Here is a 24,576-nt window from a genome sequence, read left to right on the forward strand (position 1 = left end):
TGCCTGCCGGCAGGCAGGTTCACTCCCCTACCGGCCCGCATTTTCTTCATTCCACATTTTATTTTCAAATGTTTTCAAAACAACATCATATCATTGTTTTTACTGTGCACGATAAGTCAAAGTTTGCACTACTGAATATTTAAAACTGCTTTACATAACTTACCTTAAAAATTCCTTGTTGCTCCAGTCTACTTAGTTGAGGATTTTCAAAAAAACTACGTTCGTTGTAAACCAAATAGATATAGGACATTGGTTTGTACTCCCATGAAAACCTCATATTAATATTTTCTAAATCATTTTCCGAGTTTTTTTGATAGATTCCAGCCAAGCGAATTCTTGGGTTTATTGCAAATCGTCCCTCAAAAGAATACAAATCAACTTTTTTTGATATTTGGTCAATCCCAACGTTGGAAAAATCATTTCGATTAAATCTTGCAGATAATGAGATGTGTGGTATTGGCACGAATTTAAATGTAACGTCAAATAAGGATAAGTCACCGTTAAAATAGTTTCCCCATTCCATAAATCCAGACACACTTATCTTCTTCGATGGATCGGTACTTGCCAATACAAAGTGCCTCAAATAATCATACTCGCCGGGCGCTATTTCTATGTTTAGTGGGATAAATGATTCTTTTAGGTTTTGGTAGTTAGAATTTAGTCCATAACCAATATATCCCCCATTTTGTAAATTTAAATAAAAAGGATTGGCTATAAAAATTCGTTCTATCAAATCCCCTGTTGACGCTTGATGATAAAATTGTGCAGCGACACTTGGTTCAAATGCCCGAATCCATTTTTTAAATGGTAAATTTTCACCTCTGAAGTTACGTATTATCCCAGGTGTCGTGCCAATTACATCCTGTCTGGAAATAAAACCCATCTCGGGATTGTAGTTTTTGGTAATTATCGATTGGGTCCACCAACCAGTCCATTTATTCGAATTATAATAGTATTGGGCAATTGCTGAAATTCCTTTTTCGTCAGAACCGGAATCTTTAGAATAACTGACCAATGTATTAAGGGAGTGTTCTTCTCCAAATCTGAAAAAACCATCCACAGTTGCAGTAATATTGGATTCTTCTGTTTGGTTTTTAATCGTCAGTAACCCGCCAACTCTGTTCTGTTTCCCAAAATTTTTCGAATATCTACCTACAAAAAAATTAGTAGCCGAAGTGAGGGAATCCCCCTTTTGGCGGATTGCAATTCCGCCATAATTTGTTTTGGAAGAATTGTGGACAAATCGTGCGCCTGCGACAATTGGAATTGGCCTATTTTCCTCATCTAAACCAATTCTCCGGCTAAAAAAGGGTTGAATATGGATGGCACCTTCATCACTAGACCGTCTGTTTACATTAATCCCGAACAAGGAGGCATTTTCTAGAAAAAACTGTCTTCTCTCTGGAAAAAAAACGGTGAATCGACTTGTATTGTTAATTTGTCTATCAACATCTGCCTGGGCAAAATCAGTATTGAAGGTCAAGTCCAAAACATCGTTTGATGAAACAGCCCATTTTATTTCACCCCCAGTCTTGAAATCAGAATTTTCCCAATCTTCCGAAGAATCTGAACTACTATATTTTTCTAATGAGGTAACGATATAAGGCTGAATTCTAATATTTGTTTTTGACGGCGGAGGAGGGCGAATATCTCTTAATATTCCTGCATACTCCATTCGAGCTGAAGGGTATGTTTGTGGAAAAGGAGAAAAGGCTGATATTTCATTTATAATACGGCGATTTCGATATATCTGAATGCCCCATTGTTGATTTTCGATATCAAAATTTGGATAACGAATTGTTTTCCAAGGAATTGCAATTTCTGCTATCCAACCGTTTTCAGTAATTGAAGTTCGCACCTGCCAAATGGCATCCCATTCGATGTCATAATACAACGCATCAAATGATAGATAGTCTCTTTGTACACCGTATGGGTTAACTGCAAATGACATGGCGTTTCGTTCAGAGTTGAAAGCATCAAAATTGATGTTGATTAAATCATGGGTGGTATGGTCAAAATCACGCTTAAAATCGGTTGCCCTTATTGCCGATTTGCCCAAAGTATCTCTACAGAAAATACCGAAATACAGAAACTTATCATCAAAAAGTACTTTTACATCTGTATCTTGAGAAGGTTTTGCTTTTTGGATGGGATCTACTTGCGTGAATGAAGGGGATTTCGGTGCTTCAGACCAAGCAGATTCTTCCAAAACCCCATCTATTTTTATTGTTGATTTCACTTCAATAGCTTTCAGCTCTAATTTCAAGGAATCAGGACTAAATATTTCAGCTTCCTGAGAATAGGAAATGCAGAAAAAAACACTAGTAAATAACGTTACAATCAGGTTTTTAAATTCGATTCTGCATAACATAACTTCTACTTTTTCAACATAAAGGGTTCATGAAAGACCCAATATAACAATAAAAGCAGCTATTTTGTATAAGCATTTTTTAAAAGTGTGGATTTTGTGAACTTCTTGTGTTTCATAAATAGTCGTTATAGTAAACCATTTAAAACTCAATGAAAATGAAACCTCACTCCCCCCACTCCATTCTCGATTTTTCTAAGCCCCTAAAAAACGGCCGTTTTTTGTGAGACAATTATTGGTTGGACTTAATCCCATATTTTGTTTTACACTATCGTAAATCTCTTCGATATTGTCCATTCAATTTTTTTAGAACTGCTTTTCAGAATTTAACCTAATAACTTATAGGATTTTATGAATATGCAATTTCATACACTTTTGCGCTGCCTCCTACGTCATCTCGACTTCGCTCGATGAAGGCTCGTGTAAAAAGTGTTTACTCGCAAACATTATTTTAATAAATAGGTGCTCGTGAATCTCTTTTGAAATTATTTGGTTTCGCTTCTCTCAACCTAATCTCAAAATCGATTTCATTAACATTGCAGAAGGAACTTTTGGGAATAAATTTTTTCAAGAAACTGTAGTAAGCCAAAGCGCCAACTGGCTCATTCGAGAAAAAGGTCTACCAGACCTTTTCTTAACGCTCTGCCCTGCTTTTACCAAAGCTCAAGTTACACCTGCCTGCCGGCAGGCAGGTTGCGCGGTATATTATGGAACGGATTATTTCATTTGCATAATAAGCCATTATATAGAATTGCTTTGGAAGTCGTTTTTGGGAACTGTACTTTTTAATTTGCCCTTTACACTAGAATACCGTAAGGCCCTATTGCTCGGGTACAAGGCGCAAAAGCCGGCCAGGACCCTCTACCGCAAGGTACAGATAACCGTCTATACCCATATGCGCGTCGCGTACCCTGCCTATACCCTCCAATAGTGTTTCATGACCAATGACCTCGTTGCCATTCATCTTTAAACGATGGAGGTATTCGAATTTGAGCGAGCCAACGAACAGATCATTTTTCCAATTTCCATAAAAATCGCTGGACACAAATGTCATACCACAGGGAGCAATGGAAGGAGTCCAGTAATATACGGGCTGTTCCATGCCATCCAATGCCGTAAGGTCTGTAAATGAGCTGCCATCATAATTGATGCCGTATGAAATAACGGGCCAACCATTGTTGTTCCCTGCTTCCAAAATATTGATTTCATCACCTCCCTGAGGCCCATTCTCGCCTTCCCAAACCGCTCCAGTTTCCGGATGCAGGGTCATGCCTTGGGGGTTTCGCGTACCGTAGGTATAAATTGAATTGACTGCTCCTGCGGTATTATAAAAAGGATTATCGGTAGGAACTTGACCGTCGTCATGTATTCGGTGAATTTTACCAAGGGAATTGTCCAATTCCTGAGGGTACACATCCCTATAACCACGATCACCAACTGAAACATATAAATACCCATCAGTATCAAATTCCAGTCTTGAACCATAATGGTGAGAACTATTGAGATACGGAAGTGCCGTGAATATGTTCTCTACTTGCACTAAGTTGTTTCCCTCAAGCTTGGCCCTTGCTACTGCCGTGGTTCTTTCGGATGAATTATTGGGGTTGACACGGGAATAGGATAGATAAACAAATGAATTGTTTTCAAAATCTGGATGTATGAGCACATCCAACAATCCGCCCTGCCCTTGTGAAGCAACAGTTGGAACACCGGTAATTTCCGTCAATTGCTTATCAGTGCCTACCAAAAATAGGCCTCCCCCACGTTCGGTCACCAAAATTTCACCATTGGGCAATTGTGCTATCCCCCAGGGAATTCCGGGAATCTGATCTGTTATGGTTTCCAATCGGAAGTTAAGATCATCCGATGTGATCAAACCAGACAAATCGGGGTTGTCCTCCTCCAACATTGCTTTGGTTTTTCCATCGATCTCGGTAAGTATATAGTTGGTCAAAACCTCGATTTCTTGTGCACTTAACGTAGCACCGTACGCTGGCATACCATTACCTGAATACCCATTTGATATGGATTCTATGACATCTTCCACGGAATTGCCATAGGTCCAATCGCGTTCAACAAATGAGGCCAGGTCCTGTCCGTGGCAACCGCCACATTGATTTCGATATGTGAGGGCCACATTTTCAAGATCAACAATTTCATTGTATGGATCAATTTCTTCTTCGGGTGACTCGGGATCCTGCGAATTGTTACAGCCCAAAAGTATGAACATAAAAAACAGCAACACCAATTGCGTTGTTGTTTTCAACCATTTGCTTGTGTACTTTAATTTGAACGTAATTTCAGAAGACAGATTTGAGGTGATTGGGGCCATAACACTTTGTATATCAACTTTATAAAAATATAACGTTCTTTATTAGAATAAATTATTGGGTTGGGAAGTCGAAATGGCATTGGGTATCAGTAGATCAGTGCTAAGTGCTAGTTTAATTTCGCTAAAAATCGGCCGCTGGGTAATTGCTTTTGCCACGGGTTATGTAAAATTACTCATGTAATTTCTTGTTTTTACAGGAATTCGTGAATGCTGCGCATTTGCCGCTACCATGCACTCGATTATTTTACACACAATTAGTATTATAGCAGCCGCATCAACTCGCAGCTTTTATAATTGCTGGTTATCAGGACTAACTCCAATTCATTCTCTGCAATCTAACTGCGTTCAAAATAGCCAATAATGCTACACCTACATCAGCAAACACAGCTTCCCACATTGTGGCAAGTCCACCAGCACCAAGAATAAGAACTATGATTTTTATACCGAAAGCCAATACGATATTTTGCCAAACGATACGTCTTGTAGAGCGTCCTATTTTAATCGCTCTGGCAATCTTACTCGGTTGGTCGTTTTGAATGATGACATCTGCCGTTTCAATAGCAACATCACTTCCTAAACCGCCCATGGCTATGCCTACATCACTTGCAGCCAAAACAGGGGCATCGTTAATGCCATCGCCAACAAAGGCAACCTTCATATCTGGTTGTGCTTTGAGTTTTTCTACTTCATTGAGTTTGTCCTCGGGAAGTAATCCGCCCTTCGCCCAATCGATACCTAATTCTTTGGCCACTTGTTGGGTAATGGAATCCTTATCGCCCGAAAGCATAATAATGTTGGAGATACCTGATTCGCGAATTTGTTTTATAGCTTGATGGGCATCTTCCTTTAACGCATCAGCAAAGGTAACGTATCCCGCAAATTTTCCCTCTATTCCTACCATCACAATAGATTCGACAATGGAATCTGTTTCTGATGGAACGTCAATAGCATTTGCAGTCATTAAGGCTTTGTTTCCTACTAGAACCGTTTTTCCGTTTACCGTTCCTTTCAGTCCCTTTCCTGCAATTTCAGATACTACGCTGGCATTGTAATCTGCTCCTTCCGCCTTGTATTCCATAATGGCCTTGGCGATGGGATGGGTAGATTGTTCTTCTATTGCCATTAGGTATTTCATAAAGTCCTCTTGCGCGAAAGCGGAATCGTTTACAACCTCTTTTATTTTAAATACTCCTTTTGTAACCGTTCCGGTCTTATCCATTACCACCGTATTTACTTTGGTCATTGCATCAAGAAAAGAGGCTCCTTTGAATAAAATTCCGTTACGGGAAGCAGCACCCAATCCACCAAAATATCCTAACGGAATGGAAATCACAAGCGCACAAGGGCAAGAGATTACAAGAAAAATCAAAGCTCGGTATAACCAATCCGTAAAGACGTAATCATCGACAAAGAAATAAGGAAGCAACGTGAGTCCTATGGCCATAAAAACCACGATAGGCGTGTAAATGCGAGCAAATTTTCTAATAAATAATTCTGTTTTGGATTTTCGTGCCGTAGCATGCTGGACCATATCCAGTATTCGGGCAATGGAGCTGTCTTTGAATTCTTTAGTCGTTTCAATTTCCACGACACTATCAAGATTTATACTACCTGCAAACACAGACGCTCCTTTATGGATGGTATCAGGCTTACTTTCGCCAGTAAGGGCAGCAGTATTAAAAGAACCTTTATCCGAAAGTAAAGTTCCATCTAGAGGCACTTTTTCTCCTACACGCACCTGAATTCTTTCGCCTATTGCAACAGTTTCAGGACTTACCGAAATAAAGTCACCATTTCGATTGACCAGCGCTTCATTAGGCCGAACATCCAATAATGCCTTTATATTCCCTTTGGCTTTATTAACTGCTGCTTGTTGAAACAATTCGCCCACGGCATAAAACAGCATTACAGCCACACCTTCTGGATATTCGCCTATGGCGAAAGCACCCAATGTTGCAATCGACATTAGAAAAAACTCTGTGAAGAAATCTCCATTTTTAATACTTTTCCAACCTTCTTTAATTACTGGAAATCCAACAGGTATGTAAGCAATGGTATACCAAACAATTCTCGCCCAACCTTCAAAAAATGGTAAAGCATCAAAATAATCAATGGCAATACCTATCATGAGCATTATAAAACTTATGATGGCAGGGATATAGGTTTTTAATCTGGAAACACTCTCAGGACTACTTTGATTATGCCCATCATCGTGCCTATGTTCTTCTTTCGAATTAGGCTTTAGATCTCTTAAATTGAGTTTCTTTTTTTTCATTTTGTGTTGAGCAATGTTTTAATATCATCAGGTATAGGCAAAGGTCTTAATGGCGGAACATTTGTTCCTCCTGTATTGCCAAGTGGTACGTGATCAATGAACGATTTCCAACCGCCAACAATTAATCTAATGATTTGTCCAAATACTTCTTTGGTATTCTTCTCCATCACTCCAAACTTTAGCATTAACCAATGTGAATAGGTATGCTCAATTGGGTAAGATTGACCTATAATATGACTTCTTTCCAAATGATACCAAGCCGTACTGAACTGTCTATTTTCTAAAAAGTAGCGATAAAGCTCTAGTTCTTTATTGTAGGCCTGTTTAAGATGTTTTGGTATTTTTATATTAAACCTCATATCCATTGATTTTGGATAAAATTAGTTTAATAGCTAGTGCAATGGAAGTGCATTTACTGGCCACTACATCTATCACAAATACCTTTTACTACCAAGTTTACGTTTTCTGAAACAAAACCCTCTGGAACTTTGATCTGTGGTATTTTATGTTCTGTTAAACAAACCGTTTCATTGCAATTATTACAATGAAAATGCAAATGCAAGTCGGTTTTTATATCACAACTACAACCTTCCTCACATAAAGCATACTTGGTAATCCCTGTGCCATCGTCAATCTGATGCACAATATCATTTTCCTCAAAGGTTTTTATAGTTCTGTAGAGCGTAGTTCTATCTGCCTTTTCAAAAGCATTTTCAATATTACTTAGGGTTACAGCTGCCTTGTTTTCTGCAAGAAACTTATATATCAATAACCGCATTGCCGTAACACGAATTTCTTTTGATTCCAATAATTGTTCTATTGTTTCCATACATCATCGGTTTCACGTTTGTAATTATCTGCTGATTATATATATAAAGTATGCAGGTGTAAATCCCATTTTTGCCATCCTGATTCTTTATTCAACCTCTTAACATTTTATCTATAATTCGATTTTCGTCCCTAAATATAGACTTTTGCGGTAGAATACCATTACACACACACGCCTGAGGCTGGCAAGCTATTACCCTCCCCTCCTACCGTCTGCTCGCGTAAAAAGTGTTTATTCATTGCTTGTTTATTGTTTTTCTAAGGTATTCATGAACCTCGTTCCTCGGTTTCATTACCTTAGAAGAAGAAAGTTTTTAGAAAGAAAAAAATCAAAGAAGATGGTAACGACTTTCGCTTTAAACCAAGGCTCAAGTTACACCTGCCTGCCGACAGGCAGGTAACGCAAGACATTATGGCTTATTTATAGGAATTCCCGTCCTAACTGGAGAATCACATTTTATCGCGTATGTCAAAGCCGTTTAATTGGAATGCTTATGAATATTAGTAGATAGGGTACTATTTATTACAACACCTTACCACTATCCAACCATCGCTGCAAAAGGGTATCGTTATGGGAAATAGCTACAAGATGAAATTTAGTGAAATGCTTGAAAACACTTGAATCTTTCAACGTTTCCATACAAACCGAGACTGGATAAAGATAGTTGGAATGGATCAGAAATAGTTCGCCTTCACGTTTTAAAAGATAGCCCACATGCCCCTCGTCAAAACCTATAAAGTAGAGTCCCTCTTTCGTTAAATGATCGATCTCTTCAAAGGCTTTTTCTGGGGTATCGTGAACAACTTGATTTATTTCGGATCCACAACTGATCATTTTAGCCTCGTCAATAGGTGATTTTTGCGCCAATGTAAACCGATTGAGATTTATACCCATGTCGCGCAAGGTGGTTGATATAAAATAACCACATGCAATTTTGCCTTGGTTGGGTATCGCGGTATGACCTCCGAAACTCCAAGGAGTGCCGTACCAGTGGGGTATGATCTTGTCTACCAATTGATCGGCAAAAGCGCTTCTTATGTTATCAAAAGAAATAGTGCCCAACCGAAGGCCTTCTTTTAAACGCAAACGAAGTTGATCGGCATCTATTTTTGCACTTGCATAAGAATCTGCAATACTATCGACATCTGTTTTAAACCCTAAGGTTATCCCTTCTGTAAAACTCCTGGTTTCCTCTATAGGCAAGGGCTTTTCAACAACAAGGCCATACGAGGGTGCCACTTTTTCCAATTTAGCTGGCACTTCGTTTATAAAGCCAAAAGAGAGTAATAGCGAAAAAAATAACATGGTTTTATTAAGATTTGGAATCACACTTTGTAATGATAACATATTAGGAAAGAAGAAATTACAATAAAAATGTTAAATTTTTATTAGACTGCATATTCGCACTTTAGATACTGAGATTCACACCCCACCAAACTTCATAATCGTTAGGTATTAAAGGTCTGTAGCTTTGAAAACCTTGATCGGCAATTTCAAGCCCGATAATTGCATTTTTTTCATCGCGTACATAGCTTATAAAAATGAACGAATGTCCATAAGGATCTAGTTTTTTAACGTCTGCCCCTTGCACCACCTGCTCATAATCTTCTTTAAACCGCCATACTTGCATAAGTGCCCCAGGCCTTAATCGGCCACTCCAAATGCCTGATGAATCGACCAAAGTACCCATACCTGCGTAGGCAATGGCACCAGCATTGCCCTTACCCCTATACTTTTCGGGAAGGCTTCGCCATCCGTGGTGTGTTTCCGAAGCGGATGAGTAAAGTAAATTAAATACCTGCTTTTTGGTGAAGGATTTTGTGGCCATGCTATCCGGTAGATCTTGATATAGCGAATGACTATGAACCTCTTTATATGCTTGTTCAAATCGAGTTTTACTTACGGTTAGGCAATGGCCTTTAGGCTCTTTATTTTCGCTTTTGAGATAATTTTCCACTATTTTATCAGCTACCGGACTTTTAAGGTTTGAAGCATTAGAATTTGTAAATCCTTCTGCGAAAATAGCCTGTGGTACAATTTCGTTTTCTTCCGTACTGGTAATGCTTTGTGTCAATGAATCTTTAGCGTTGGTTGGGATTGGTGATGTTAGCTCTTGTTTTTGACCAATAGCTTCATGATTATCAAAACCATAATCCTGATTGGCAGTTGTCGTATTGCCATTACTATGATGTACTTGTGTAGCATTTTGATCCGAACCCAAAATGTTTGTTTCCGGCTTCATTTTTTTGGTCGATGAACATGCCAATAGCATAAGACCTATAAGACCTATAAGAACTATAAATGCAGAGTAAGAAATTGAATTCTTTGGTAATATTTTTAATGGGTTCCTCATTTCTCAAGCTTGTTTTCACGTTTTTTATTGATCACCTTAGCTTAACCTAGTAGTTGCCTTAGTGCAACGTTTTCCACCCACCATGATAACTAATTTCAGGAATTGTCTATGTTTCATAAAATCAAAGCTAGTTGATCTAATGGCACAAAAAAATGATGCTTATCAGTCTAGATGGGAAAGAATTTTAGATTGTTAATCACATGTTATCCTTAAATAATAGCACATTATAAAATTTGAAAAGTGATCGAGGCTCTAAATGTAATTTCACTAAAATTAAATTTCAGGCAACCTATTTCTTTTCAGCATAAGCCAGATACTTAATGTAAGTTCCGCAATGGCCATTGTTAACATTATAATTACCCCAAGAATTTCAGGAAGATTAAACTCTATAAAAAATACGATATAGGTTAAAGATGCCAACACCAGTAAAATGCCTAGGCTTTTTGGGATATATGCTGACTTGAAGACCGAATAACCAAGTACAAAGATGTGCAGGACAAAAAACAGGTATCCTAAGAGTTTTATGGATGCATAGTTGTAAACATCGATAATATGAAACCACAGTGCGAGCAATGCAATTATTAAAGTAAAAGCGTAAAGCAACCTGAGAACTGCCGTTAGCGCCGCAAGAAACTTATTCGCGGGTTTTAGAACCACATAAAGTGCGAGGCCAATAATAGCATCAAGGACAAGTACGAGTAGATAGCCGACAACAGCAAAACCGAAGCGTCTTCCAATAGCTTCAATATCTCTGACCAAAGCTTCCGTATCCCCCGGTACGACAAAATTGGCCAATAGAATATCATCAACGATGGTTACGATGAAAATCGAGGTAATAAACGCAATTCCAACAACCATTGCTGCTTTGCTTGTTGATAAACTAAGACTGCTATTTTTCATGGCATATCTTTTCTACTTATAACTTTTATTTATTCCGCTTGTCTTTTTGATATGCAATGCCATCAATAAACATTTCATCAGTGACAATTAAATTGCTACCACCCCGCCAAGGATCAAATCTAATTGAATACTGCCCTCGACGATGACTTTACCAGCTTATGCCACTCCATTCCTGTTTGCCTTGGCATTGATGTATTCGGCATCCCCTGCTTCGGAAATAGCGTCATTTTGAGTTTCCGAAACAGTAACCAATTCCCCAGTTTTTGCTATGTCATGGAAAATACAGACAGCATTAATCCTAAAAATGAAGTAGTGTTTCCTTGCTAAAGTAATTTTTGATTTACTAGAGTAAAGTAATTCAATATCAATAGGTTATGAAATGATATAGGTCAGGTTGAAGCATATTTATCCGTCGCTGAAAATTACTATGCGTTTTGTACAGTGCGCTAGAGACTTTTGACTTAATGCACTTTAAACCGCCGCTTTAATATCGACAGAGACATCCAATTTGCTTTTTCCGCTGCCATAAACTACGCCCTTTAAAGGTGGTACATCATAATAATCCCTGCCCCAGCCCACGACAATGTGCTGGTTTTTGGGTATCATATTGTTGGTAGGATCAAAATCTACCCACCCGAAACCAGGAATAAAAATGGCGAGCCAGGCATGGGAGGCATCCGCTCCTACGAGCTTTTCCTTACCGGGCGGAGGAATGGTTTCGATATACCCGCTTATGTACCTTGCGGGCAAGCCTATAGAACGGATACACGCTATGGCAATCTGTGCAAAGTCCTGGCAAACCCCTTTTTTTTCGCGCATCACTTCTTCAATAGGTGTCGAGGTGGTGGAAAATTCCGGATCAAAATCAAAATCGGTGTAAATACGCTGCATCAATTCATAGGCGGCTTCAAAAACCGAGCGGCCTCCCATAAACGATATTTCCGCGTATTCCTTAATCGCCTTATCGGTTTGTCGAATAAAAATCGATTCAAGCAAAAATTGCTTTGCCTCCATTATTTCAGGATCTGTTCCCTGTAAAGCCAATAGGGCATCGTTTATGGTTATCGATTGACAAGCTGGACTATAGAACGATTCATGGAATTGGGTATAATCGCGCATTATGGTACTTCGTGTGGTCACCTTTAAGACCGTATGTTCGGTCTGGATCGAAAATCGCGTAATGTAGTTTCCGAAAAAATCCTTTCGCTCCGATATTTCCGAAGGCTCCGGGGACACTTCGATGTTATAATCCAATAATTGCTGCCCCTTGGATTCTCGTGGGCGTAGGGTTGCTATATTATGGCAATAACTGACGGGGGCATTATAATTATAGGTGGTAATATGGGTTAGGTTGAATATCATACTCAAATAGGAAATGACTGGTTGACCATTTGTTTTTGCTTATCGGTATGGTTGAAATAGGTATTGGATATCGCTTGGGAAGTCTTATGAAGCAGTTCTGATAATTCCTCTAAAAGCACCACCAACGTTTCCCTTTTAAAATCATCAGGTGATTTTGTCTTGGCAAGTTCGGTCGATTCTGCAGACCTTAGTTTTGAAAAGGCCTCCATTACATATTGCTGATAGTTGATCAACTGATGGTCCTCTACAGAATGTGGTAAGTGTGCCAAATCTTTCAGTAACCGATTCATCATATAGGTCAGTGAGCGCGAATAATCCATATCCAGCAATACCAAGTCCAGCATATGCTCCAATTGTATATGCGAACGATAGCTATATCTGTAAATATTCAAACTTTCGTGACTGGTCAGTAAGTACTCCAACAAATAATATTCTACCTGTTCGTTATATTTAATAGCAAGTAGTGCCCGCGATTTGATAATGGTCAACATGCTCTGCTCCATTTGTAAGCCGATAAAATACAACAATAAGCCCTGCTGCACCATGATACTTTCCTCGATCAAGCCCATAAAGGCGATCAAGCGCGTTATCAATTGGTTCAATACCTTTAGAATGTGGTTGACCGAATGGTCTTTCCCCTCTAACAAAGCGTTCCAGATTTTTTGGATGTTCTTAAAAACGCGCCACATATCCGAAGACCATAAATTACGGATCGAGTAGTACGAATTGCCGAACATATTTATCGTATGTGCTAAACTCCCTACTTTTTCCTTATCGAGTATGACCGTAAGCATTTCCTGCATCGGATCATCCATGGCATTGGTACCATCTTTGTCTTTTGCAGTAAAACCTGGGTAGGTACCTGTTAAATGGGTCACTGCTTTAAGAAGCACCTTTAGTTTTTCAGAATCCGGTTGTTCCCTTGTATTCTGGACCAAGGCCATTTGGCGCATTACCACCCGAATAAATCTAGCGGTAACAAGCGTACGGCCTACATAGCGGCCGGCCCAGTATAAATTTTCCGCCGTTAGACTGGGCAGGTCGTTCAGACCCGAGATGGCGATCGGGGTTTTCTTTTGAGACCGCATAGTCACTTCCTGTACTATGGGTGTATCCTGTAAGACCCAAAAATCCTTACTGGTACCTCCGCGTTGGTTAGAGACCCTAATCGTATCAGTATTGGGGGAAACACGTACCAAACCGCCCTGCATGACCGAATAGTCATTCTTTGCAGCGATACAGAAAGCACGAGCCACGATATTTCTAGGTTCCATGGCGCCCTTGGAAAAATTTGGGGATGTTGAAAAATTGATGCGTTCCTGGGCTACAAAGCGATACGGCCTTTGCTGTATCACCTTCTTTAGGGCATCCAATTCCTCTGGGTTCAAAAATTCCCCGAAATAGATACTTTCCCTATTGGTGCGGTCGATTCTCTTGATCACCAATTTTGAAAGGTTCTCCAAAACATAATTTTTTTCTATTTCCTGTCCACACCACCATGAGGCAATTTGCGGAAGGATCAAGTCCTCATTTAAAAAATACCTGGCAATGGAATGCATAAAAGGAATCAGACCTGTGTTCTCAATAACCCCGCTTCCCACAGGGTTTATGACCGATACATTTTTCCTTCGTACCACATCTAACAAACCGGCGACCCCTAAATGAGAATCTTCCCGTAACTCTAGAGGGTCTGTAAAAGCATCATCCACCCTTCTGAGAATAACATCTATCCGTTTAAGGCCCTGTAGCGATTTCATCCAAACAAAACCATCACGTACCACCAAATCATTACCTTGAACCAAGGGATAGCCTAAAAAGGAGGCCATATAGGCGTGTTCAAAATAGGTTTCGTTATGTGACCCTGGAGTGAGTATAACGATATTGGGATGTTCCATTTTTCCAGGAGCGGCATCTACCAGCATTTGATCAAGTTCTTGAAAAAATCCAGCATGACTTTTTATGTTCATTTCGGTGAACATTTCGGGTAGGATCCGGTTTAGGGTAGACCTATTTTCCAAGGCGTAACCCATACCAGACGGGGCCTCGGTACGGTCGTGCACCACCCATAGCCTACCATCGGTACCACGGCAAAGGTCTACGGCGTAAATAGAAAGGTATTTTTCGGTATTCAGCTGCATGCCCGCACACTGTCTTAAGAATCCCCTGTGGCCATAGATGACCTCATAGGGAATAATACCCTCCTTAATCAATTTGTTTTCGCCATACACATCCTTTAGCACCAAATTCAGTATTTCCGCCCGTTGTTTAATGCCTTGGGTTACCAGATCCCACTCTTGTTGGTGCAGTACAAAGGGGACCACATTAAGGCTCCATGGCCGGTGCATACCCAGAGGGTCATTATAGACATTGTAGGTCACCCCGTTTTCGGCCAACAACCAATCAATATCCTTTTGGCGGGCTTCCAAACCTGAAACGCCCAACCTATCGATTATTGTGAACAGTTGGTTCCAATAAGGTTTCAACCCATTGTTCAAGTAGAAAAGTTCGTCATTTACTTGACGGGTACTATAGCTTTCGAGCCAGTTGGACTTTGTCGTCTGCATTTTTTCTGCAATTACTTTTTCCGAAGATCCGTAACGTGTGGGTATTCGGGATTCACGGGCATCTCTTTGAACACAAAGGTATCTGAACCAGGCTTAGGTTCAACCATTCTGCCAACAAAATTAGTCGTAGTGCCCATTTCAGTCGGTATGACTTCCTCCTGGGCCTGTCCGATATCCCAAAAACGGTTGATACGACGCGACTCGGCCTCCAAGCTATTCACGGGGTAGGTCTCGTACGAGCGCCCACCGGGGTGCGCTACAAAATAAGTGCATCCTCCAATGGATTTTTGGTTCCAATTGTCCACTACATCGAAAACCAAAGGGGTATCTACCCCAATGGTCGGGTGTAGGGCCGACCAAGGATCCCAGGCCTTAAAACGTACCCCTGCCACGTATTCCCCTTTGGTTCCCGTTGGACTCAGCTCCACTTTGATACCGTTACAGGTCAAGGTGTATCTTTCTTCCGTAAAATTATTGACTTTGACCTGTACACGCTCCATTGACGAATCTACGTACCGGGCGGTTCCTCTACCGGAAATTTCTTCCCCCAACACATTCCATGGCTCAATGGCCATTCGCAATTCCATTTGCATGGAGTTGATATCTACCATACCGTACAACGGAAAGCGGAATTCGAAGAAGGGGTCGAACCAATCCAGTTTAAAGGGGTAGCCAGCATCGTTCAATTGGTGCACCACATCCTTTATGTCTTCCTTTACATAATGTTCCAAGAGGAATTTATCGTGTAATTCGGTGCCCCATCGTACCAGATCATGCTTGTAGGGTTTCTTCCAAAACCAGGAAACCAAGGTACGTACCAGCAACATCTGCATTAGGCTCATTTGTGCATGTGGCGGCATATCAAAAGCACGTAACTCCAAAATTCCCAAACGACCCGAAGAAGAATCCGGAGAGTACAATTTATCGATACAAAATTCGGCCCTGTGGGTGTTTCCGGTAATATCGGTAAGTAAATGACGGAACAAACGGTCGGTCAACCAAAAAGGCACTTCTTTATCTTCCGGGATCTGTGAAAAAGCGATTTCCAATTCATACAGGTTTTCTAAACGGGCCTCGTCAACCCTCGGTGCCTGGCTCGTAGGCCCGATAAAGGCCCCTGAAAAAAGATAGGAAAGTCCAGGATGGTGTTGCCAAAATGTCAATAGGCTTCTCAACAATTGTGGGTTGCGCAATAGCGGGCTATCCGCTGGGGTAATGCCCCCCAAGGTTACGTGGTTGCCACCTCCGGTACCGGTATGCTTGCCATCGAGCATGAATTTTTCCGTTCCCAAGCGAGCCTGTTTGGCCTCGGAGTAAAGGGTCAGGGTATTATCGGTGAGTTCTTTCCAGTTTTTTGCGGGATGCACATTTACTTCGATCACGCCGGGATCGGGCGTAATTTTCAATACCTCCAATCGATTATCCCGGGGCGGCTCATATCCTTCCAAAATAACGGGAACCTTCAATTTTTTGGCTGTCTCCTCTATGCATGTCACCATGTCGAGAAAGTCCTCCGCGCTGTCCAAGGGGGGTAGGTATAGGAATAGTTTTTCCTCCCTGATCTCTGCACACAAGGCCGTACGTACAAAAGGTTGTTTTTTGGTCTCGGATGTGGCCGATTTTGAGTGCAACCGTTTATTCATGGCCTCGCCATAAGGTGGTAATGGTGGTCTTTTCTCAAAAAGTTCGGGTTCAGCCGTTGGTTCCGAGGGCACCTCGGGGTTCTTGGGCAGGGATTCCAGGGGTAATCGTAAGCCTATTGGGGAATTCCCGGGGGTCAATAACAAATGTTCTCCCCTAAACTTCCATCTATTCGTCAACCATCGCCCGTTTTTCTTGACCAGTGGATACACATGGCCCACGGTTTTTCCGATACCTTGCTCCAAAATGTCGCCCAACTTACGGCGTAGATGGCTGTCGTCCTTATTATATTTTTTAGGGTCTATATCTACCGGTAGTTTATTTTCTTCCCATAAAAAATAAAAAGCATCCTCATAAGCGGGGATGATACTGTCGCTGGGGCAATTTAAATAGTGCGACAAGGTCGTTAAAAAGGTCTCAGTGATATTTTCGGGCAAAGGATAGGTTTTTGAAAAGGAAGCTAAAAGTTTAGGGTCTTGCCAAATGGGCTCCCCATCCTTACGCCAATGTATGCCGATCAACCAACGCGGCAAGGGTTCTCCAGGATACCATTTTCCCTGGGCGTGGTGCAATACGCCGCCTTTTGCGAAAACATCCATCAATCGGGACGAAAGATTACTGGCCAGTTCGCGTTTATGCTCCCCGTCAGCGGTCGTATTCCACTCTTCGGATTCCATATCATCTATCGAAACAAAAGTGGGTTCCCCGCCCATAGTCAATCTAACGTCATTGGCCTGCAATTCGTCCTCTACTACAAAACCTAGATTGTAGATGGCCTTCCACTGTTCTTCGGTATAGGGTTTTGTTACCCGGGGCGATTCGAATATCCTGGTGACCGAATTATCGAATTCAAAAGTAGTTTCGGCGGGGTCGGTAAAACCGCTTATCGGTGCCGCACTTTCATATGAAGGCGTACAGGCCAGGGGAATATGCCCTTCCCCCGCCAACAGGCCGGAAGTGGCATCAAGGCCAATCCATCCGGCACCGGGCAAATATACTTCGGCCCAGGCATGTAAGTCGGTAAAATCGGCTTCGGGACCAGAGGGGCCGTCCAACGACTTTTCGTCGGACTTCAATTGTACCAAATAGCCGGAAACAAAGCGGGCCGCCAAGCCTAAATGCCTTAGGATCTGTACCAATAACCAGGCAAAATCACGACAAGAACCCAATTGCTTGCCCAAGGTCTCCTCACAGGTCTGCACCCCAGGTTCCATACGTAGGGTATAATTCAAATGATTATAAAGGTCCCCGTTAAGATCAATAAGAAAATCAATGGTGCCTTTGGGGGTCCGATCTATTTTAGATAACCATGCTTTTAAGAGCGGGCCACTTTCTACCTTTTCCAAATAGGGCAATAATTCTTTCTTTAGGTCTTCCGAATAGGTGAACGGAAAATTTTTTACGGATTCCTCCACAAAAAAATCGAAGGGGTTAATAGTTTTTAGATCGGCAATGATTTCGACATCTACAGAGAGTTCTTTGGTCTTTTCGGGAAAAACGATACGTGCCAAATAATTACCAAAGGGATCCTGCTGCCAGTTAAAAAAATGATTTTCCGGTTTAATCTTGATGGAGTAGGACTCTATAGGCGTTCTACTATGCGGGGCCGGGCGCAGTCTAAAAATGTGTGGGGATAGGCTGATGGCCTTATCATAGTGGTATTTTGTCTTATGTCGTATTGCAACTTTTAGCGCCATGTGATTTTCGAATTAAGGTATGCTATAAAATAAATGCAATATTGCCAATATCCATGTATTAGGAAAGCATACTTCAAATATTTATTCAATAAAAAGTTAACAGGGGTGAGTATGAAGCTGCGGTTTACGCTAGATTAGAAATCCGTATTCAGTGAACAAGTAACATTGAAACAGACACTTTCTGCCTTCGACTTGTAGAAATGTACTTCGATGGATCGGTAGGGGTATCCTTGATATCAAACACGGGTAATCCAGTGGCTCCACCGATTTATTGAGCATATTGCTCCGTACTGCCATCCATGCCTGAGAAAAAAATTGCCCCACTCTTAATACTTTCTTTTAGGTATTGATTTTTCATATTTCACTCACCCATTGTCATTTTTGGTGATAGTTTCAAATCCCATTTTGTGATCTAATACTTTCAAGACATTCTTAATAAAATTTTTCCTCCGGTCATTTGGCTGGTGTAGTCACGGATGGCTTCTTTCACTTCTTGTATAGGATAGATTTTTCTGATCTTACTTTTGAGAAGGTTTGGCATCTGCTTCTGTACACGTTTCCATAACAGCATTATTTTCACGAAATTTTGTTGGCTCATCCAAGGTCCTAGCCAGAAATTGTCAATCCTCTTATTTTCGAATATTAAAAGGTCAGGACTCGCTTGAACAGCTTGTTTGGAAAGTGCGCTAAATACAGTAACCTTGCTATTTGGTGGCATAGCTTTTAATAGTTGATTCGTTAATGGCCCTGCCACGGCATCAAATGCTATATGCGTATTCGTTTGATGACATACGTCATGCAGTTGTTGTTCAAACCCTACTTCATTGCTATTCAGAACAATGTCAGCACCTTGGGCCTTGAGAAGATCCACTTGGGCATCCCTGCGAACAACATTTACGATTTGGATACCTTCGTTTCTCCCTAGACGGTTCACCTTATGGCCAAGTGAACTTGCCGCAGCAGTCAATATAATTGCTTGATGTCCACCTTTTTTTGAAATGTCTATAAAGGCACTGGCTGTAAGGGGGTTTATAAAGGACATTGCTCCTTGTTCCAAACCCAAGGATTTATCCAAAGTCAATACGCCTCCTTTAACACTTTTAACTATATACTCCGACCAAACACCTCCGCCTGTTCCCCATCCAGTACAGGCAACTCTTTTACCAAGGAAATAGCTTGCCATAATTCCCGGTCCGGCAGAAACAACTTCTCCAGAACCCTCTCCACCTGGAACAATAGGCGTGGGGTCTTTGAAGCCATAATAGCCCGTCAAAGTTGCCAAATCCGAAGGATTTATTGGAGCGAAGGCAACTTTCACCAAAACTTCGTTCCTTCTTGGAGTTGGCACTGGTCGTTGTTCGATACATAAAGCATCAACACCGGAATATGAATTCAAAACAACCGATATCATAGTATCTGGGATTTTTATTTTTCTCATATTATTGCTGTTTTCTAAGGCGTAAGATTTCCATTTTTTAAGTAATCTTCCGCTTACGTTTAAGTTTATGCTCAATTGCCTGCTTTGTATTTGTTCTGAACTAAACCATGGGCCCAAATACCGTAGCCTTATCACCGATATCGATACCTTCACAACTTTTAGAAAAGCTGCTGCCATCCAATTCAATATGGAACTGTATGCTGTCTTCCTCTGGAGAAGAAACAACAGGAAGCCAGCGATAGGGCAAATCCAATTGGGTTACTTTTGGTTCCATTAGATTAAGAATTGCATATTGTCCTTTTATATGCTGAAATCCAAGCGATTTTTCAAAACTCAATTCCAGCGTTTTATCATCTATTTTTTTGCGTTCAATTAGTTTTACAATTCTTTCGTCAACATATTTATCAGTATCGGAATCTGACCATTTTTTGTCTCGATTCATTTGCAAAGCAGCCAAAAACCCACCCATGATGCTTCCCTCAAATCCACCACCTGGGAATGTCCATGCAGATGCAAAATACAGGTTGGGAATCAAGAAATTATTTCTGAGGCGGTTGGTACTCGACTGCTCTTTGGTTTGCTTAAAACCATAAACTGAGCCAGCAGTATTTGAAGTAAATCGTTTAATGGTTTTCGAAGTGGCGACTTCGTAATACGCAATGCTTTCCCGAATTCCAGGAAATTGTTCTTCTAGGCGGCCCAATAAAATTTGGGCTACTTCTTCTTTTTTCGCTTTGTAGTCTTCTTTACTCAGTCCATCCCAGTCTTTCAGATAATCCGCACAACAGATAACGCCTACCGATTTCCCAGGGGGTGCCAGTTGGGAATCTATCTTGTTGTAATCTACAAAGACAAAGCTGCGTTTTGACCAATCGCCTGTATTATTAGGATATATGTCCTTCAAAGTCTTCACATCATCTCCCTTAAAAGCATTAGAGTAGTGTTTTACACCATAGGCCTCTAAACTAGAGTTAAAGCCTAGATAAATATTTAATAAGGAACAAGCATTGGTTTTGTCAGCGATTTTTTGTCTTAGTGAAGTCGCATGAGGCTCATCCAACATATCAGGAACTATAGGCATGGCACAATTGGCCACAATAGTATCGCAAGCAATGGTAACGGAATCTAAGCTCTCATTAAAACTATCACGGAAAGTAACGCTGGTTACCCGTCCATTTTTGGTATTGATTTTTTCCGCCCTTTTACCCAACAAAACACAACCTCCATGTTTCTCTATATATGCTGCCAGATGATTGGAAAGCTGCTGTGAGCCCCCTTTTATAAAGTAACCTCCACTCCCAATGAAGCTGGAAAATGGCAAACCATAATAAAACATTGATAATGTATAAGGGTCATCATTCCAATACACAAGATGTGCTAGCAGGTCGAGTTTCGCGTTTTCGTTGGTAATATACTTATCGAACCAGGATCCAACCGTATGTCGGGATGCTTCTACAAGACTGGGATAGAATAAGGGCATAAACGGATACATCAACTTGCGTTTCAATGGTGTACGTGGCAATTTGACTCCTTCACTTCGTATACCGGCAAGTAATTTCATTAAACGTTTGATCCCTTTTTCATCTTCAGGGTATTTGTCGATTAATGCCTTGCTTGCAGCTTGAAAAGTATGCGGAAATACAAATTTTCCGTTGTCTGAATGTACAGCATATAGTTCAGGTACTTGTAGAAATTCAACTTCTTGATCGACTTCCAACATGTTGAATATTCGCTTAATTGACCCATCTTTTTCGAAACCACACATTTCATGCAGGCCAACTTCAATGATGAAATCACCTCGTTTAAAAGTGGTGGCACAGCCACCAGGTTTGTGATGCTGTTCTAATAATAGGACTTTCTTACCAAATTTTGTGAGGGTAGCTCCGGCAGTTAATCCGGCTAAGCCTCCTCCGATAATAACTGTATTGTATTTCATTTTTTTATTTTTTCAGGGTAGAATTATTTTTACTAGGTATCTGATATTTTTGCTGTGTGAACAATGGGTATATCCCAAGCTTCTTTGATCAGACCATCAATAATGCACCATAACACAATAGCGTCGATCTCCATGGGTTTACCTTCCAGTACCATTGTGTCTTTAACATGCGTGATGATGAGTTCATCTCCCATAGGGATTATGGATATAGGATTTACCTTAAAGGAACCACTGGTACGACCAGCTAATTTTTGGAAGAATTCTGTTAAACCGGAGAGTCCTGAATAGTCTCCTTCCAATTCAGGGAGCTTGGGATTAATATAATGCCAAACAAAATCTTCGGCTAAAACCCGAGCCAAAGTAGTGGGGTCTGCTGGATTGAATCGCTTTAAAATACTGATATTTGGATGTTCTTTATTCATGGCATTAATTATAAACTAGCTGCTTTTTAGATTGAATTACCTTCAAAGTCAATGCACCATAAGTAATGGACAGTATAACAACAGATACAACTATTCCGACATAGGGTATGGTGGTAAGTAGGCGCATTAAGAGGGCAAATCCTAAGGCTAACAATGTAATACTCCAAAAGCCCCAATTATTATCCTTTTTATACTTGAAATAATAGGCCAGTAGAATTGCAGCGATAAAATGACCAAAAAATAGACTAAATATGAATATGGCCGTTGCAAAGAGGCCTAGGGGGATACCGATAATCATTAATAAAGCAACAATAATTAATAACGGAATACCAATGAGGTAAACCAATCCAAAACCAAAACTTTTAAGCCAATTATGCTCTATGCCTTCAACGGCTTTTGAAAATGCGTGTTTAAAGAGCGCATGGAAAACAAGAATTGCCAGAAACGCAGATAATATATATTTCACCCATGATGATATTGATTTCGTGCCAAAGGTTGTTAAAGATAATTGGGTTGCATCTTCTTTAAGATTTTCATTGAATTGCGCTTGAGTATTAACTAGTGCATCATTGAAACTTATTTCTCCATCGCTATGCCAGTACTCTACTTCCTTGTAGAATTTAGCATTTGACCCAAGGGTGATATCTTCTCCCACTACTTTTGAGGGCCCCCGAATAGTTCCATTTATGGTCACATCTCCTGCGCGTACATCTAATTTCTCTATAACTTCACCATTGACCGTAACATCCCCAGCAAAGCAAACAAGCTTACCGTTTATACGGGCATTTTCTGTAATGACGACTTCACCTCCAAAAACGACCAAGTCGTCTCCAATTTCTGAATCAATTGTTATTTTACCTCCGGCGATACGAACATCATCTACTATATGACCTTCGATTGATACTTCCCCTCCGGCCCCAGTAAGGTCTCCATGAATACTGTCTTTAATAATCAGATTTCCTCCTGCGATTACGAGGTCACCTTTCACCGCAGCGTTTACTTCGATTTTTTCACCAGCGAGATAGATATCATCAGGTTGTACTTTATCGATTAAAATTTCATTTCTTTCCTCAGACTGACCAAACGTCAGAACAGAAAAGAGGGCAAGAATTAAAGTTGTTACGTTTTTCATTAGTGCTATATTTTTAATTTTGCACTAAAGCTACTGATAGTCAGATGTTTAAGCAATGATATTCGTCATTCCACACACATTATGCTTCCCTCCTAACCTCTATCGCTCTGCGAGCTATGGAGGACATGTTAGTCGGTCGGTTAATAAGTGCCTGGTCCTCGGAAGATTTAGCGAAGGTCGATTTATTCATTGCTTGTTTATTTTTTTTAAAAGGAATTCATAACCTCTTTTCTTTAAGGTTTGTCTGAAGCCTAACCTCGATCCTCGGTTTTAAAATCTTAGAAGAGAGAAATATTTTGAGCATAAATCAAAGAAATCTAAAATACATTAGGAATTATGCAAAGAAAAGTGTATTATATAGAAACAAATTATAAATAAAATAAATATATGAGGCAACTTAAGATCACTAAACAAATTACAAACAGAGATACCAAATCCTTAGATAAATACTTTCAAGAAATATCGAAAATCGATATGATTACCGCAGAGGAAGAAGTAGAACTGGCCAGAAGAATACGAGAAGGTGATCAGATTGCCCTACATAAATTAATAAATGCCAATTTACGTTTTGTGGTTTCTGCTGCAAAACAATATCAAGGAAGCGGTTTACGACTTTCCGATCTGATCAACGAAGGAAATATCGGATTGGTCAAAGCAGCCAAGCGTTTTGACGAAACCCGAGGGTTTAAATTCATCTCCTATGCCGTTTGGTGGATCCGTCAATCTATGTTGCAGGCCATGTCCGAACAATCGCGTATGGTACGACTTCCCCTAAACAAGATTGGTGAAATTAGCAAAATAAAGAAGGTATACTCCTCTTTGGAGCAAGCCTATCAAAGGCCCCCAAGTGCCGTCGAAATTGCCCGCGAACTTGATATGAGTGCCGCACAGGTTAAACTCGCTATTAAAAATTCAGGAAAGCATTTGTCTATGGATGCTCCTTTTCAAGAAGGGGAATCATCTAATTTATACCATGTAATACAATCAAAAGAAGCAACCAGTCCTGATGCTAAAATGATGAAAGACTCCCTTAGTACCGATATTGATCAGGTGCTAAAAACACTTCCAAATAGGGAAAGTGAAATCATTCGGCTTTACTATGGCATAGGGGAACGAACCCCAAAGAGCCTGAGTGAAATTGGCGAAATCTTTGATATAACCAGGGAACGTGTTCGGCAAATTAGGGAAAAAGCAATCAGGCTCCTACGAAATAGATCACGGAACGAAGTTTTAAAAGCATATTTGTAAAATATGTCAAATAAAAATGCCGACTTTAATACGTCGGCATTTTCTTTATGCGTCAAACCTAAGAACTTAATCGTTTCGA

Annotated in this window: 16 protein-coding genes; 1 reads left to right on the forward strand and 15 read right to left on the reverse strand. The window is 40.5% G+C overall.

Translation table 11 applies throughout. The features are described from left to right. Positions 1 to 139: 139 nt before the first annotated feature. From HPE63_RS02200 to HPE63_RS02270, 15 genes are all read right to left on the reverse strand, one after another. A complete protein-coding gene (locus HPE63_RS02200) occupies positions 140 to 2,371 on the reverse strand; it encodes a carbohydrate binding family 9 domain-containing protein (protein WP_188312589.1) in 2,232 nt (743 codons plus the stop codon). Between the two features lie 817 nt (positions 2,372 to 3,188). Then, on the reverse strand, positions 3,189 to 4,700 hold the full coding sequence (locus HPE63_RS02205) for a PQQ-dependent sugar dehydrogenase (RefSeq protein ID WP_188312590.1): 1,512 nt from the start codon (positions 4,698 to 4,700) through the stop codon (positions 3,189 to 3,191). Between the two features lie 310 nt (positions 4,701 to 5,010). After that, positions 5,011 to 6,975: a heavy metal translocating P-type ATPase gene (locus HPE63_RS02210; RefSeq protein WP_188312591.1), complete on the reverse strand. Its 1,965-nt coding sequence runs from the start codon at positions 6,973 to 6,975 to the stop codon at positions 5,011 to 5,013. Continuing rightward, on the reverse strand, positions 6,972 to 7,334 hold the full coding sequence (locus HPE63_RS02215; protein ID WP_188312592.1) for a DUF3703 domain-containing protein: 363 nt from the start codon (positions 7,332 to 7,334) through the stop codon (positions 6,972 to 6,974). The genes HPE63_RS02210 and HPE63_RS02215 overlap by 4 nt, the downstream gene beginning before the upstream one ends. A 53-nt stretch (positions 7,335 to 7,387) precedes the next feature. Next, a complete protein-coding gene (locus HPE63_RS02220; RefSeq protein WP_188312593.1) occupies positions 7,388 to 7,804 on the reverse strand; it encodes a Fur family transcriptional regulator in 417 nt (138 codons plus the stop codon). A gap of 522 nt (positions 7,805 to 8,326) precedes the next feature. Continuing rightward, positions 8,327 to 9,109: a hypothetical protein gene (locus HPE63_RS02225; protein ID WP_188312594.1), complete on the reverse strand. Its 783-nt coding sequence runs from the start codon at positions 9,107 to 9,109 to the stop codon at positions 8,327 to 8,329. Between the two features lie 103 nt (positions 9,110 to 9,212). Beyond that, positions 9,213 to 10,046, reverse strand: coding sequence for a hypothetical protein (locus HPE63_RS02230; protein WP_188312595.1), 834 nt, complete (start codon positions 10,044 to 10,046; stop codon positions 9,213 to 9,215). A 384-nt stretch (positions 10,047 to 10,430) separates the two neighbouring features. Beyond that, on the reverse strand, positions 10,431 to 11,057 hold the full coding sequence (locus HPE63_RS02235) for a DUF4386 domain-containing protein (protein WP_188312596.1): 627 nt from the start codon (positions 11,055 to 11,057) through the stop codon (positions 10,431 to 10,433). Positions 11,058 to 11,528: 471 nt separating this feature from the next. After that, positions 11,529 to 12,419: a transglutaminase family protein gene (locus tag HPE63_RS02240; RefSeq protein ID WP_188312597.1), complete on the reverse strand. Its 891-nt coding sequence runs from the start codon at positions 12,417 to 12,419 to the stop codon at positions 11,529 to 11,531. A gap of 2 nt (positions 12,420 to 12,421) precedes the next feature. Then, positions 12,422 to 14,983: a circularly permuted type 2 ATP-grasp protein gene (locus HPE63_RS02245; RefSeq protein ID WP_188312598.1), complete on the reverse strand. Its 2,562-nt coding sequence runs from the start codon at positions 14,981 to 14,983 to the stop codon at positions 12,422 to 12,424. An 11-nt stretch (positions 14,984 to 14,994) separates the two neighbouring features. Next, the gene (locus tag HPE63_RS02250) at positions 14,995 to 18,321 is read right to left on the reverse strand and encodes a transglutaminase family protein (RefSeq protein ID WP_188312599.1); all 3,327 of its coding nucleotides are present in this window, start codon (positions 18,319 to 18,321) and stop codon (positions 14,995 to 14,997) included. A gap of 421 nt (positions 18,322 to 18,742) precedes the next feature. Further along, positions 18,743 to 19,759, reverse strand: coding sequence for an alcohol dehydrogenase catalytic domain-containing protein (locus HPE63_RS02255; protein ID WP_188312600.1), 1,017 nt, complete (start codon positions 19,757 to 19,759; stop codon positions 18,743 to 18,745). Positions 19,760 to 19,859: 100 nt separating this feature from the next. After that, on the reverse strand, positions 19,860 to 21,695 hold the full coding sequence (locus HPE63_RS02260; RefSeq protein WP_188312601.1) for a phytoene desaturase family protein: 1,836 nt from the start codon (positions 21,693 to 21,695) through the stop codon (positions 19,860 to 19,862). A 32-nt stretch (positions 21,696 to 21,727) separates the two neighbouring features. Further along, complete coding sequence (locus HPE63_RS02265) at positions 21,728 to 22,117, reverse strand: nuclear transport factor 2 family protein (protein ID WP_188312602.1); 390 nt, start codon at positions 22,115 to 22,117, stop codon at positions 21,728 to 21,730. Positions 22,118 to 22,121: 4 nt separating this feature from the next. Next, positions 22,122 to 23,249: a hypothetical protein gene (locus HPE63_RS02270; protein ID WP_188312603.1), complete on the reverse strand. Its 1,128-nt coding sequence runs from the start codon at positions 23,247 to 23,249 to the stop codon at positions 22,122 to 22,124. Between the two features lie 387 nt (positions 23,250 to 23,636). Here HPE63_RS02270 and HPE63_RS02275 point away from each other — a divergent pair, with 387 nt between their 5' ends. Further along, a complete protein-coding gene (locus HPE63_RS02275; protein ID WP_188312604.1) occupies positions 23,637 to 24,497 on the forward strand; it encodes a sigma-70 family RNA polymerase sigma factor in 861 nt (286 codons plus the stop codon). The last annotated feature ends 79 nt before the right edge of the window (positions 24,498 to 24,576 follow it).

The organism is Maribacter arenosus (assembly GCF_014610845.1).
Classification (GTDB): domain Bacteria; phylum Bacteroidota; class Bacteroidia; order Flavobacteriales; family Flavobacteriaceae; genus Maribacter_A; species Maribacter_A arenosus.

Excerpts from the sequence above, each read along its gene's own strand:
- HPE63_RS02200 (WP_188312589.1), bottom strand. The coding sequence starts at position 2,371 with ATGTTATGCAGAATCGAATTTAAAAACCTGATTGTAACGTTATTTACT.
- HPE63_RS02205 (WP_188312590.1), bottom strand. The coding sequence starts at position 4,700 with ATGGCCCCAATCACCTCAAATCTGTCTTCTGAAATTACGTTCAAATTA.
- HPE63_RS02210 (WP_188312591.1), bottom strand. The coding sequence starts at position 6,975 with ATGAAAAAAAAGAAACTCAATTTAAGAGATCTAAAGCCTAATTCGAAA.
- HPE63_RS02215 (WP_188312592.1), bottom strand. The coding sequence starts at position 7,334 with ATGAGGTTTAATATAAAAATACCAAAACATCTTAAACAGGCCTACAAT.
- HPE63_RS02220 (WP_188312593.1), bottom strand. The coding sequence starts at position 7,804 with ATGGAAACAATAGAACAATTATTGGAATCAAAAGAAATTCGTGTTACG.
- HPE63_RS02225 (WP_188312594.1), bottom strand. The coding sequence starts at position 9,109 with ATGTTATTTTTTTCGCTATTACTCTCTTTTGGCTTTATAAACGAAGTG.
- HPE63_RS02230 (WP_188312595.1), bottom strand. The coding sequence starts at position 10,046 with ATGAAGCCGGAAACAAACATTTTGGGTTCGGATCAAAATGCTACACAA.
- HPE63_RS02235 (WP_188312596.1), bottom strand. The coding sequence starts at position 11,057 with ATGAAAAATAGCAGTCTTAGTTTATCAACAAGCAAAGCAGCAATGGTT.
- HPE63_RS02240 (WP_188312597.1), bottom strand. The coding sequence starts at position 12,419 with ATGATATTCAACCTAACCCATATTACCACCTATAATTATAATGCCCCC.
- HPE63_RS02245 (WP_188312598.1), bottom strand. The coding sequence starts at position 14,983 with ATGCAGACGACAAAGTCCAACTGGCTCGAAAGCTATAGTACCCGTCAA.
- HPE63_RS02250 (WP_188312599.1), bottom strand. The coding sequence starts at position 18,321 with ATGGCGCTAAAAGTTGCAATACGACATAAGACAAAATACCACTATGAT.
- HPE63_RS02255 (WP_188312600.1), bottom strand. The coding sequence starts at position 19,759 with ATGAGAAAAATAAAAATCCCAGATACTATGATATCGGTTGTTTTGAAT.
- HPE63_RS02260 (WP_188312601.1), bottom strand. The coding sequence starts at position 21,695 with ATGAAATACAATACAGTTATTATCGGAGGAGGCTTAGCCGGATTAACT.
- HPE63_RS02265 (WP_188312602.1), bottom strand. The coding sequence starts at position 22,117 with ATGAATAAAGAACATCCAAATATCAGTATTTTAAAGCGATTCAATCCA.
- HPE63_RS02270 (WP_188312603.1), bottom strand. The coding sequence starts at position 23,249 with ATGAAAAACGTAACAACTTTAATTCTTGCCCTCTTTTCTGTTCTGACG.
- HPE63_RS02275 (WP_188312604.1), top strand. The coding sequence starts at position 23,637 with ATGAGGCAACTTAAGATCACTAAACAAATTACAAACAGAGATACCAAA.